Genomic DNA, 13732 nt, shown 5'->3' with positions numbered 1-13732 from the left:
TCATAGTTTGTACCCAGAGCCTAGCTCAGTCAAGCGCCATATTTATAAAAAATCGACATTTGTTACTTGTAAAATTAAGTTTAGCTAAGAAGACCTTCGAGCAAAAACTCTAAATAAAAGTGGAATTATTTATATCTTTAAGCATAAAAATAACTATGACGCTCTCACCTTTTTAAACTAAAAAAGTACAATCACTAAATAGTCTCAAATTGAAATCATGATAAAATAATGCAAACAGTCCTTTGACTGTTTTTTATTTTTTATAGCTACTAAATGAAGCACTTATGGCTCAATTTGATAATGGCTCGTCCAATTATTGCTCGTCTAGGAATCCTACGATGTCACTTTATCTTTCTACTTTTAGCAGGTGGCGATAGACAATGAGCAATGAATACCAATTCAAACCGCACGAACAACCCTTTATGGTGGGTTCTCCCGCCACACCCGACCATCCTACGCGCCGCAAAGTATTTTATCTATTGATTGGTATTTTTATTGGCATCACCGCCAGCTTTCAAAATGGTTTATTGGTGGCAAATCTGACCCAAATCCAAGGTGAAATGGGCTTGACGCCAGTCGAAGGTGGCTGGATATCGGTCGCCTATAATATGACCAATGCTTGTATCACCGTGCTGCTATACAAAATCCGTCAGCAATTTGGTATGGCGCTCTTTAGTAAAATCACCCTGTTCTCACTGTTGGCGGCCACCAGTTTACAATGGTTGGTCAGTAGTCATCTCTTAGACACCAGCGCTATTATCATTGAGCCTTATTATCTAGAAATCATCGCTCGCGGCTTAAGTGGTATGGTTGCTAGTGCCATGACGGTATTGGCTATTTTTTATTGCTTGCAAGGTATGCCAACCGCCAAACGCATTAGCGGTCTGATTTTGGGGTTTGGCTTAGTACAATTTGGCCTTCCTCTCTCAAGGATTATCTCGCCATATCTTGCGGCCGACAGCCAGCTTGAAACGCTATTTTTGTTTGAATTGGGCTTAACCCTGATTTGCTTTGCCCTGATTAATATCTTAGAGCTACCACCCGGCAATACCGAAAAAGTATTCGAAAAACTGGATTTTTTAAGCTTTGCGTTTTTTGCCAGCGGTCTTGCAGCCTTAGCAGTCTTTTTGGTACAAGGGCGTATCCAGTGGTGGACGACGCCTTGGCTGAGCTATCCGCTCATCATTGCGGTGGTGACGATTAGTATCGCCTTATGGATTGAAACACACCGTAAAAACCCAATGTTACAAGTGCGCTGGATGCGTAGCCGCAATATCATCGCTTTTACGATAACGGGTGCAGTGATGCGTATTTTATTATCCGAGCAAAATGTCGGTGCAGCAGGCTTACTGGCCAATTTGGGCTACGGAAATGATCAGTTGATTACCTTTTATGCGGTGATACTTGCCGCCAGCGTTCTGGCCTTGGTCATCAGTATTTTTAGGACCAATGCGATGGATTTACGCCGTCCAGTCATTTTCGCTGTCGCCCTGATTGCGGTTGGCGCCTGGCTAGATACAGATATTTCGCTAAATTCTGCCCCTTATATGTTTTATGTCAGTCAATTTATGATTGCCTTTGCTGCCGTTTACTTTATGGGTCCCATGGTTTTTGAAGGGATGTTTCGCGCTATCGCTAACGGCCCTGCTTACATTATAAGTTTTTCGGTTATTTTTAGCATCTCGCAGACCATTGGCGGACTTGCAGGCGCGGCAGCGATTCAAGCGTTTACCACCATACGTACACAGATACACTACGCTGATATGGTCAGCTCGTTTAATTTAGGCGACCCGGCCTTAATGGCACAAGTTGCAGGCGCAGGTCGTATGTTATCTACCCAAATCACGGATGCCAATCAAGCAAATGTCGCAGCGATGGGACAAGTATTGCAAGGTATTCAGCGCCAAGCGACTGTCGCCGCCTATGCTGATTTATTTTTTCTTATGGCAATTATCGCCTCCATCACAACGCTGATTTTATTACTAAATTACTTGTATCATCGCTACCATAAACGTAATCCATTGGCTAAAGAATTGGCAGCGATTGCAAAAATGCGCGAAGCAAAATAGCCCGAATAATTAAAGCATTTTCTTCATTTAAAAATGCCACTTTAACATATTAACAAATGCAAAAAAAACTTATGATAACTATTCAAACTTTAGGAGCGCGGCATGAGTCAAGAAAAATCTGATGAGCTTAACCAAAACCCTAAGCCCGCCTCTGACGCGCTAACCAACGACAATCATGCTCCTGATGCAACAAATCATCCAAGTGCTGCGGTCAATCTAGATAAATCAGCTAACGACAGGCTCGCAAATGACGAGAGTATTGTTAATGAGAGTCTTACTGACAGTGATGAGTCGTCCATGCCGCCTATGCCCCCAAAGGAGCCGATTCCTAGCAGCGACGGCTGGTCGCCAAAGAAGAAGTCTTATTTAAATTTAGGCATACTAATCGCCTTGATTGTTATTGGTGTGGCATTAATTTTGTACGCTTGGAAGCTGCCGCCTTTTACCCCGACGGTCCAGCAGACCAATAATGCCTTTATTAAAGGACAAACCACCATTATCAGTCCGCAAGTATCTGGCTACGTGACTGAGGTGGCGGTTGAGGATTTTGCCAATGTTAAAGAAGGTGATTTATTAATCAAAATAGACGATCGTACTTTTAGGCAGCAGCTTGAGCAAGCGCAGGCAAACATTGAAATCGCTGTGACCAATCGCGCTAGTAATGCGCAGGATACAGGAAGCAGCCAAGCGCAAATCGAAGCACGCGAGGCGGACTTATATAGTGCTAAAGTCAGCGTCGACAGTGCGCGTGAGGATGTCAAACGCTATCAAGGTTTAGACGCTATCGGCGCGGTCTCAAAGGCAGAAGTGGCGCATATCAAAGCGCAACTTGCAAAAGCGCAGGCCAACGTGCAACAAGCAGAAGCGAATTTACAAGTGGCTCGTGAGGCAAGCGAGAAGACCAGCGGTAGCCGCTCATCTTTAGATGCCAATATTAAGAGTGCAGAAGCCGGTGCTAAGCAAGCTCAGATTAATTTAGACAATACCGTTATTAAGGCACCGGAATCCGGGCAGCTGAGTCAAATCAGTGTCAAAGAAGGACAATACGTGAGCGCAGGTACGCAGCTGATGTATATCGTACCAAAAGGCGTATGGATTATTGCCAACTTTAAAGAAACGCAAGTGGCCAATATGCGTATCGGTGAGCCCGCTACCATTCATGTCGATGCCCTTGGCGGTGCCAAATTTAGCGGTCATGTCAGTAATATCTCGCCTGCAACGGGCAGCGAATTTAGTGCCGGCGCGGCCAATCCTGCGACGGGTAACTATATCAAAATTGCCCAGCGCGTTCCTGTTAGAATTGATTTAGACCAAAACCAGCCTAACCTTGCGCAGTTACGTCCAGGTATGTCAGTGTCAGTGAATGTCGATACCAAAGCAAGAAGTTAATGCAAGAAATTAGGCTAAAAATCAGCGCAAAAAAAGCCTCTTTAAATGCCTAACGTGTTAGGTTTAAAGAGGCTTTTTGATTTTTGCAATATCTTATTTTCAGTAGATTTTAGCTTAAATGAGCTAATTTTATGGTAACAAACGTTTGGTTGTCCATTTTGCCGCATCGCCCGTGCCACTCTTATCTTGCGTATAAACAATGCGGTCATGCATACGATTGGCGCGGCCTTGCCAAAACTCGATGCTCTCAATCGTAATCTCATAGCCACCCCAAAACTCAGGGGTTGGCACTTGACTGTCTGCTGGATAATCATTTTGCAACTGCTCAAACGTTTGCTCCATGACTGCGCGATTGGCAACTTCGCCACTTTGCGGCTGGCTAACCCACGCGCCCACTTGACTATCATGCGGACGTTTTTGGAAATAGTCTGCGGATTTAGTAGCGTCTATTTTAGCAATGCTGCCGCTGATACGGATTTGACGCTCAAGATTATGCCAAAAAAACAGCGCTTCGGCATTGGGATTTTCGGCGATATCTTGGCCCTTGGCGCTTTCGTAATTGGTATAAAACACGATGCCTGCGTCAGTAATTTCGCGCAGCAAAACGATACGCACGCTGGGCTTATTGTCTGCGCCGCACGTCGCTAAACTCATCGCATAAGGTTCTTGCACTTCTGCTGCTATCGCTTCATTCATCCATGCATGTAGCAGCTCAAATGGTGAGTCTGGTACTGATTGCTGGTCGAGTTGCCCTTTCTCATACGATAGGCGCTGATCGGTAAAATCCATACTCATGTTTGTTTCTCGCTAACTTTCGAATATTATTAATATAAGTCTATTTAACCAAGACGTTTAGCCTAAAACTGTTTTGATTTTATCGGCCAAATCATTGGCCATCACATCGCATTCTATCTCATCGTCTGACTCAACCATGACCCGAATCATCGGCTCTGTACCTGACTGACGGATAAGCAGGCGCCCGCGACCTTCTAAGGTAGCGCGCGCTTTATCAAAAGCTGCGACAAGCTCTTCATGCTCAAACGGATCTTGCATTTGCGATAAGCGTACATTGACCAGTTTTTGCGGTAATACTTCAAAACCTTCGGTCAAATCGCTAAGTGCCTTACCGCGTGCTTGCATCACTGCCAGCACTTGCAAGCCTGCGATAATGGCATCGCCCGTGCGGCTTTTATCCAAACATAAAATATGACCAGATGGCTCACCGCCCAATATCCAACCATTGGCTTCAAGCTCTTGCATTACATACCGATCGCCCACTTTTGCACGGGTAAATTCAATATCAGCGTCTTTTAATGCCAATTCTAAGCCCATGTTACTCATCAATGTCCCAACGACGCCTTTGGCTTTGGTTTGACCTTGGGTAGCAAGCACGTACAAAATACCATCGCCATCGACCAACTCGCCGGCTTCATCGACCATCACGATACGGTCACCATCACCATCTAAGGCAATACCGACATCGGCTTCATGCTCGAGTACGGCTTTTTGCAAACTTTCAGGATGCGTTGAGCCGCACTTTGCATTGATATTAATACCATCGGGTTTGTTGTTAATCGCAATGACATTGGCGCCAAGCTCGCGCATGACGCGCGGGGCGACACTGTAGCCTGCGCCATTGGCACAGTCGACGACGACGGTTAAATGATCCAAGTCATATTGATAAGGAAAGCTGCCTTTGCAAAACTCAATATAGCGCCCTTTAGCATCATTAATGCGATTATTTTTACCCAATTTTGCTGGATCTAAAATAGGCATCAGAGCGTCGTTATTGCCCGAGGCAGCCATGATAGCGGTCAATTTATCGTTAATGGCATTTTGCAGCTCATCGGTGAGTTTTTTGCCATCACCTGAAAAGAATTTAATACCGTTATCAAAATAAGGATTGTGCGAGGCTGAAATCACTACGCCAGCATCAGCATTAAAGCTACGCGTCAGATGCGCAATAGCAGGCGTTGGTAGCGGCCCTAGCATATGGACGTCGACACCGGCGGCATTAAAACCCGCTTGCAGCGCGCCTTCAATCACATAACCTGATAGACGCGTGTCTTTACCAATGACCACACTGGGTTTACGAGCAGGATTATTATTATTTTCTATCAGCACCAACCCCGTGACATAACCTAACTTTAAAATAAAATCAGGGGTAATGGGTAACTCACCAAATTTTCCGCGAATACCATCAGTGCCAAAGTAGCTCATTATTATTATTCCTCAATATTAAAAAGTAAAAACCAGACGTGCGTACAGGCATAGCCCATAGCCGTAGATACAGATACAGATACAGATACAGATACGCTTAATCCAATCTTGTATTTTACAAAAAAAACAGCCAACAATAACAAGGCATTGTTGGCTGTTTGTATCTCGACGTCACGACAACGCTACTAAGCCAGAAATTTGCACTTAGGCAGCGTTAAAAATGCTATTAGTTGACACGGTAGTTAGGCGCTTCTTTGGTAATCTGCACATCATGGACGTGTGATTCTTTCATACCCGCTGAAGTGACTTTGACAAACTGTGGCTTAGTACGCATCTCTTCGATGGTTGCACAGCCGGTATAACCCATTGATGAACGCAGACCACCCATCATCTGATTGACAATGCCAGAAACTGGACCTTTATAAGGGACACGGCCTTCAATACCTTCTGGTACCAATTTTTCCACACCATCTTTGGCATCTTGGAAATAGCGATCTGACGAGCCATTTTGACCTGACATCGCACCCAAGCTACCCATACCGCGATAGGCTTTATAATAGCGACCTTGGAACAGCTCAACTTCACCTGGCGCTTCTTCGGTGCCCGCCATCAATGAACCAACCATGATGCATGACGCGCCAGCAGCGATGGCTTTTGCCATATCGCCTGAATAACGAATACCACCATCAGCAATCAGTGGAATACTGTCTTGTAGCGCGTTTGCTACGCTATCAATCGCAGAGATTTGTGGCATACCAACACCAGCGATAATGCGCGTGGTACAGATAGATCCTGGACCGATACCTACTTTTACCGCATCTGCACCAGCATCACGTAACGCCAAAGCGGCATCACCAGTGGCAATATTACCGCCGATAACCTGAACGTTTGGAAAGTTCTTTTTAATCCAAGAAACTTTATCAATCACGCCTTTTGAGTGACCGTGCGCCGTATCAACAACAATGATATCGACGTCAGCTGCAATCAAGGCTTCAACACGTGCTTGGGTATCAGCGCCCGTACCAACAGCCGCACCAACCCGCAGACGACCGTGCTCATCTTTACAAGCATTGGGATTGTTTTCTGCTTTGGTAAAATCATTGACCGTAATCAGGCCACGCAAACGAAAATCATCATTAATCACAATGACTTTTTCGATACGGTGCTCATGAAGGAGTTTTTTGATATTCTCATTGCTCTCCCCTTCTTTGACGGTAACCAGCTGATCTTTTGGCGTCATGATATGACTGACTGGCAATGACAAATTGGTCTCAAAACGCCAGTCGCGGTGGGTGACGATACCGATTACTTTATCAGTACCTTTCTCAACCACAGGCACACCTGAGATATTGTTATCTTGGGTCAATCTTAGTAGCTCACCAATCGTCATCTCTGGATGAACTGTGATAGGGTCAACCACCGTACCTGCTTCGAATTTTTTGACACGGCGTACTTGCATGGCCTGCTTATCGATATCCATGCTCTTATGCAAGATACCCAGTCCACCAAGCTGTGCCATGGTAATGGCCATATCAGACTCAGTGACTGTATCCATCGCAGCAGAAATCATTGGTAAGTTTAGCGTAATATTTTTGGTTAGGCGGGTCGTTAAATCAGCAGCTTTTGGTAGGATTTCAGAATAAGCTGGCAATAATAAAACGTCATCAAAGGTTAAGGCTTCATCGACAATTCGCAACATACAGACCCCTAGTGGTGGTTATTTTGATGGGTGGGCAATGCAGTATCAAGTCGATAAACGAATGTTTTGTCAAAACCAGCCGGCTAAAATGCAAATGAAGATAAAGCCATCGGATTGTGATAAAACCATGAGGAACAAACACTAAATACCAACATTCGCTCGGCACGTTATCTATTTATCAGCGCTAATAAAACGATTGGGTAAGTAGATTTGCCAATACAGCGCCTCTAAACATCCTAAAGTCTGATTAACGATGCTTAATAACTGAATTATCCCTTAAAAATAACGCCATATTATAACAAATAAGGCAAGCCTTCGCATAACATATTTGTCAGCTTATTTTGCTATAACCGCAATCCTAATTAATCCTCCCTGCTTATTTATAAAACCACTCTTTAAGAAGCTTAAAATACAATCGAATAGCATTGTTATAGACCAAAATATTAGATTTAAACCTTTATCAAAAAACTTAACCATCACCTGCTTTGACAATCAAACGCTCAGCCGGTAAATACTCTTTTTGTTCGTTATATAAATAGCCTAGCATCTGCTCACGTACTTCACACTCGAGTGTCCATGCATCAATAGGGCTATTAGCCGCTTGGCTACAACGCAGTTTAATAGTGGTTTCTGATACCGAAACGGTAAACAGCTCAGGCTCAGTTTCACCGTCCCATAGCGCATTGTCTTTTACCAACTCGATGTATTTTTGTCGAATGGCGGCAATATCAGCGCCATAATCAACATGTAAATAAATCACTGACGTTTGATGCGATTCGGTATGCGACCAGTTTTCCACAATCTCAGTGATAAAATACCGCATAGGTACTATCAAGCGGCGCTCATCCCACGTTTTTAGTACCGCATAGGTGTAGCCTAAATCCTCAATCGTGCACCATTCACCCTCCATCATCACCGTATCGCCGATACGCACAGGCTGGGTAATGGCGACCTGCATCCCTGCGATGATATTGCCTAAAATGGGCTGGGCGGCAATACCTATCACCGCGCCGGCAATCCCCGCTGAAGTGAGTAAGGTCTTACCCAAACCATCGATATTGGTAAATTCACTCAGCCCTATCCAAATTCCGCCTAAAATCATCACAAAGATAAAGACGCGGCGAAAGATAGACACATAAGTGCGACGGCTGCGGCCTTTATCAAACTGCTCTTCGCTTAAATTTTCGATTTGCAAATCTTTATAACGATTGGCAAAGAAATTAATGGCGCGAATGCCAAGCCACATGGCACTAAATACCAAGCCAATCCAAATAATGGGTCGTGTCGATGACGCTAAGGCATCCAAATAAGGAAAGCCGCCTGATACCAAGGTATAAACAGACGAAAAACTGATGGTAAAAGTCAAAGGCACGGTCAGTTTATTGACTAAATCTTCCACCCCGTTGTGATGAACAGTACCAAGTCGGTTGCCTTCTTTATCCAAAACATACCAATTGAGCAGTTTACCGGCCGCTTTACTTAATAGCCAACCAGCACCCATGGTAAAAGAAAAGAACATGAATAGTGCTATAAATTCCCAAATCGCAATACCAAAGACTTTTAACTTGGTCCAGTCGGGCAAATAACGCTCAAACTTTGCCGGCTGATATTGCTCGTATAGCTTATCGATATTGGCAACCGTCTGCGCAGAAAATACCCAAAAAGGCGCGCTATCATCGAGGCGAACGCGTTCGAGATGTATCGGTATGCGGCGCTCGCGATAGTCGATATAGCCTAATTGAATCGAACGCCTAGGAATGCCTTGAATACTATTCGTGCTACCAAGCGGCGGCTCTATCAAACCATCTGGGCGATCTGGCAGCTTGTCAAATACATAAAGCTTTTTTTCTACCAATAAAAAATCAAGTTGTTTGACTAGATCCATTGCTTGGCTGCTTTGTTGCTTTTCATCAATCAAGTTCATATTGAGCGCATAAGCGGCCAAGTCATACTGCTGCTTTATAACCGCTGATTGAAAAAACTCTAACGTTGCCAGTGGTGTCGATAAATTCGGTGGCTCAGATAAGGGCGGCAAGCCTGCATTGAGAGTACTTAATGCATAATAGCCTTCGTTATAATCGCCCGTCAGACCAGAATCGCCTTGTAGCACGCCCGCTTGCTGCACGGTTTTTTTCTCAAGCGGACTAATCATCTCTTCGGCAATAGCAGAGGCGCTCACGCCTTCTCTTTTTAGCTTATCAAGCTGTTGCTCGGCATAATCAACGATGTTTTCTGGTGCAGTATTATCGGTACTGGCAGCATTAGCGGGCAGATAGACAATGCTTAGGATAATAACGGCCATGCTGGGAATAAAATGACGGATACTTAAATGCTTATTAAATCTTTTTCCATTAGCCATAATAATATTCACACTCTCAAGTTTTTTGAAAGTCTCAACTTTTTCATAATTATCAAAACCAACAATATCAGCATCACCAATATTACCATTATTGCCATTATTGCCATTATTGCCAGTATTTAGAATTTGGAGGTTTTTAACAATCAAAGACTGACGAGAGTGTTTCATACGATAAGGCTCTGCTGCATTAAGTATAGGATTAAGCTAATGCACTGGGCAAAAAAAAGCCAGCGCTAAGCTGACTTAATTTATGGGCAAACTGTTAATCAATACAATTGGTTAATAGAGAATATGATTTAAGCGCGGCGCCAAGTCGTACCCGCGCGGCTGTCTTCAAGCTCAATACCAGCATTCTTTAACTGCTCGCGTATCTCGTCAGCACGGGCGAAGTTTTTATTGGTTTTGGCATCTGCGCGCTCGATGATTAATCCATCAATAGCTGCATCGCTTAAACCGTCAGCTTGCGCCTCACCGATGACCGCTTGTAGAAACTGCTGTACTGGCAGCTGCAATATATTTAGCGTCTGCGCCAAGGCTTTAAGCTGCTGCGCCAATTGCCATGCACCCTCTACGTCTTCCACTTTAATCGCTTTATTGATATCACGTGCCAACCCAAACAATACACTAATAGCCGTTGAGCTATTAAAGTCATCGTTCATGGCTTTAATAAAGTCTTGTCCCGCCGCACTGTCATAAGCAACTGTTATCAGCGCATCATTGATAATAAGCGCTTGCCCTTTTTGTTGCTCAGCAGCTTTTAACGCTTGATATAGCCTGCTTAGGCTATTATGGGCTTCATTTAAAGCACTATCGGAGAAGTTTACTTGGCTGCGGTAATGGCTCGATAATAAGAAAAAACGCAGCGTTTCAGGATGGAAATGCTTGATGACGTCACGAATAGTGGCAAAGTTACCCAAAGATTTGGACATTTTTTCGCCATCGACATTAATAAAGCCAACGTGCATCCAATTACGTGCGTATTCGCAGCCCGTCGCTGCTTCCGATTGCGCTATCTCATTTTCATGATGCGGAAACTGTAAATCATGACCGCCGCCATGAATATCAAAAGTATTGCCAAGGCATTTGGTTGACATCGCCGAGCATTCAATATGCCAGCCCGGACGTCCTTGACCCCATGGCGATGCCCATTGTGGCTCACCAGGTTTTGCCGCTTTCCATAGGACAAAGTCAAACGGATTGCGCTTGTCATTTTCGACATCAACGCGCGAGCCCGCTTGCATATCGTCCAAATTGCGCTTGGATAATTTGCCATAATCAGGGAAGCTATCGACCGCATAATAGACATCGCCATTATCGCCAGCGTAAGCGTAATCATTACTGACCAAATTGCCAATCATCTGCTGCATCTCATCGATATGGTCGGTCGCACGCGGCTCGGCATCAGGCGATAAGCAACCAAGCGCCGCAAAGTCTTCGTGCATCGCTGCAATAAAACGCTGGGTTAATGCGCCAATCTCTTCGCCGTTTTCGGCAGCACGGGTGATGATTTTGTCATCAATATCGGTGATATTACGCACATAATTAACGTCATAACCCAATTGTTTCAGCCAGCGTACCGCCATATCAAAGGCAACCATCATCCGCGCATGACCGATATGACAATAATCATAGACCGTCATCCCGCACACATACATGCCGACTTTGCCCGCAACAAGCGGTTTGAATGACTGCTTGCGCCCAGTAAGTGAGTCGTAGATGGCAAGCTGAGACATAGCGTCTGCAAGAGGTGTGGTCATAGTAGAAAAGCCTTTTGATTAAAAGTATAAGAAATAAACGAGCATATCCATACTGCATTCCGTGGTCATAAAATGTCTATCTATAAAAGATTTTAACGTGATTATGACCCTAAGGAGCACAGAATATAAAACTTAACCCATTATCTTAGCGAAAATGCTCGTAAAATACTACAATGAGCGCACAACTAAGACTCGCAATGATAAAAAACACCGACCGCTAAGGATGCAAACATGGGCAATCGTTTAAGCAAAATATATACACGTACCGGAGATGACGGCACCACCGGCATGGCAGATGGCAGCCGCGTGAGTAAAGCGGACAATCTATTTAGCGTGATGGGTGATATCGATGAGCTCAATTCACACATAGGTTTAATCCGCGCGCAATTGACGCAAACTTCAACTGACGTAAATAAACAAGCCGATTTTGCGCAAGCGTTAGTGATTATTCAGCATTTGCTATTTAATATCGGTGGCGAGCTTGCTATGCCAGAATATGAAGGCGTGAGCGCCGTCCATATCGACTGGTTAGAGCAGCAAATTGATGCGATGAATAGCACCTTACCGGCGTTGAAAGATTTTATCTTACCGACAGGCTCAGTGCTTGTCAGTCAATTGCATGTGGCACGTACCGTCTGTCGCCGCGCTGAGCGTCAAGCAGTATTATTGCAACAGCAGCGCCCACAAGCAATCCGTCCTACGGCGGTCAGCTTTATCAATCGCTTATCTGATTGGCTGTTTGTTGCCGCCCGTTTCTGTACGGACCCTGAACAAGTCTCTGAAGTATTATGGGACAGTCAAGTACTACAAAAATTCGCTGATACTAAATAGCGTAAGTTTAACCATTACATTATTAGCCAAAGGCTTAATCTAGCAAGCAAAACGCCCGCGACTTACGATGGTTGCGGGCGTTTTTATTTCAAACTCTAGGCTTAAACAGTAACTACTGACATTTTATTAATAAGTGGCGTTTTTATCTTCAATAATCACCATGTCGATACTTTCATCTTTAGGTACTGACTTAGGTGTGGCTGGAGTCGCAGGCGCTGACGTACTAGGCGTTGCGGCCGCTTGGTTACTGCTTTGACTGTTCTGACTATTGCTACTCTGGCTACTAGAGCTTTGACTGCTGCTATCTTGGTTACTTTGCTTCACAGTCGGTGGCGTAGCAGGTTCAGTTGGGCGTACAGGGGTTACTGGCGTGACTTGTCTTGGCTGACGCGGTTGGCTGTCGTTGTTATTTTGCGCAGCTTGACGGCGACGTTCAGCTTGCTGGGCAGCGCGCTGAGCACGCTGCTCTTCTAACGCCGACTGAAAGACTGAGCCTGCCACCACTTCTGATACGACTGTAATCAACGCTGGCTGCCCTGCGATACGCGTACGTACTTGACCACCTTGCGTACCAACGACATAAGTAAAGGCATCATCAACAAGCATGTTGTTATTGATACGGATATTGTCATTGGCTAAACGAGACTGCAAGCTTGGCTGATTATTGGCCGCTTGCAGTTGGCTCGCTTGATATAAATCTTCACTTGGCAAGGTCATGCTAACGCTCGCTTGACACGTGGTCATGCCATTGGCATTGGCTGCTTGTAAAACTGCGGCATTTTGGACATCGATGACGATACCATTGGTTTTCTCAGTGACAGCGCCGCCATTTAAACCAATCTCAGCATCGTTCGCGTAGCTTGCAGCCAGCGTTTGTCCTTGTTGATTGAGCGTATTTTTTAAAGCGGATTTGAGGCGATCTTGTACCATCGGGTCATCACAGCTAACCGCAGTAGCAGCAGCGTTTTCGCTAGCAGTGGTGTCTTCGGTTAGCTCTGCTGTCTCCGTCGTTTCTTCTTTTTCTGAGCGGTCACAGCCAGCCAGCGCCAAACTGCATGCGATGCCAATACCAGCAACCTTATACCATTTGCTCAAACTCTTATTTGCTACGCTCATCTTTACTTTGCTCCAATTTACTGATTCGTACCGCCACTGATGGACATTGTTTAACATTCAAAGACTCACACTGAAACCATCACGCTAAAATCGTAACTAACAATTAGCAATCGTAACAATTAACAGTCATCGTGCAAGTTTTGAAAACCACATTATTATACGGTGTTTGAATTAAATGGTCATCAGTGTAGCCTATCGATATACAAATAACGCCTAACATTAGGGCTAAAATCGAGGTTTGGTTGCAAAAACGCAACAAATACCTAGGGAAATAATGGCGTAAGTTATTGGC

The 13732-nt window shown here is 44.7% G+C and carries 9 protein-coding genes; 3 read left to right on the top strand and 6 right to left on the bottom strand.

Going from position 1 to position 13732, the window contains the following annotated elements; translation table 11 throughout:
• Nucleotides 1-380 precede the first annotated feature (380 nt).
• Both B3Q63_RS03310 and B3Q63_RS03305 read left to right on the top strand, forming a co-directional pair.
• Nucleotides 381-2069 (top strand): MFS transporter, encoded by a 1689-nt coding sequence (locus B3Q63_RS03310; protein WP_296173744.1) that lies wholly within the window; start codon nucleotides 381-383, stop codon nucleotides 2067-2069.
• Between the two features lie 102 nt (nucleotides 2070-2171).
• A complete protein-coding gene (locus B3Q63_RS03305; RefSeq protein WP_296173743.1) occupies nucleotides 2172-3458 on the top strand; it encodes an HlyD family secretion protein in 1287 nt (428 codons plus the stop codon).
• A 129-nt stretch (nucleotides 3459-3587) separates the two neighbouring features.
• Here the strand turns inward: B3Q63_RS03305 and pdxH are convergent, their stop codons facing one another.
• The 5 genes from pdxH to cysS form a co-directional block, all read right to left on the bottom strand.
• A complete protein-coding gene (gene pdxH / locus B3Q63_RS03300) occupies nucleotides 3588-4247 on the bottom strand; it encodes a pyridoxamine 5'-phosphate oxidase (protein ID WP_296173794.1) in 660 nt (219 codons plus the stop codon).
• A gap of 63 nt (nucleotides 4248-4310) precedes the next feature.
• Entirely contained in the window at nucleotides 4311-5678 is a 1368-nt protein-coding gene (glmM, locus tag B3Q63_RS03295) for a phosphoglucosamine mutase (protein ID WP_296173741.1), read from the bottom strand.
• Between the two features lie 226 nt (nucleotides 5679-5904).
• A complete protein-coding gene (gene guaB, locus B3Q63_RS03290) occupies nucleotides 5905-7377 on the bottom strand; it encodes an IMP dehydrogenase (RefSeq protein WP_201565811.1) in 1473 nt (490 codons plus the stop codon).
• Nucleotides 7378-7846: 469 nt separating this feature from the next.
• A complete protein-coding gene (locus B3Q63_RS03285) occupies nucleotides 7847-9904 on the bottom strand; it encodes a mechanosensitive ion channel family protein (RefSeq protein WP_296173738.1) in 2058 nt (685 codons plus the stop codon).
• 128 nt (nucleotides 9905-10032) lie between these two features.
• The gene (gene cysS / locus B3Q63_RS03280) at nucleotides 10033-11493 is read right to left on the bottom strand and encodes a cysteine--tRNA ligase (RefSeq protein ID WP_296173737.1); all 1461 of its coding nucleotides are present in this window, start codon (nucleotides 11491-11493) and stop codon (nucleotides 10033-10035) included.
• Between the two features lie 231 nt (nucleotides 11494-11724).
• Between cysS and B3Q63_RS03275 the strand changes: the two genes are divergently transcribed.
• Nucleotides 11725-12324: a cob(I)yrinic acid a,c-diamide adenosyltransferase gene (locus B3Q63_RS03275; protein WP_296173735.1), complete on the top strand. Its 600-nt coding sequence runs from the start codon at nucleotides 11725-11727 to the stop codon at nucleotides 12322-12324.
• A 126-nt stretch (nucleotides 12325-12450) separates the two neighbouring features.
• Here B3Q63_RS03275 and B3Q63_RS03270 read toward each other — a convergent pair whose 3' ends face one another.
• Entirely contained in the window at nucleotides 12451-13440 is a 990-nt protein-coding gene (locus tag B3Q63_RS03270) for a hypothetical protein (RefSeq protein ID WP_296173733.1), read from the bottom strand.
• Nucleotides 13441-13732 lie beyond the last annotated feature (292 nt).

Origin of the sequence: Psychrobacter sp. UBA2769 (assembly GCF_002352555.1) — a bacterium.
Taxonomy (GTDB): Bacteria; Pseudomonadota; Gammaproteobacteria; order Pseudomonadales; family Moraxellaceae; genus Psychrobacter; species Psychrobacter maritimus.
Note: the sequence above shows the minus strand (reverse complement) of the source record. Positions and strands in the feature narration are given on the sequence as shown.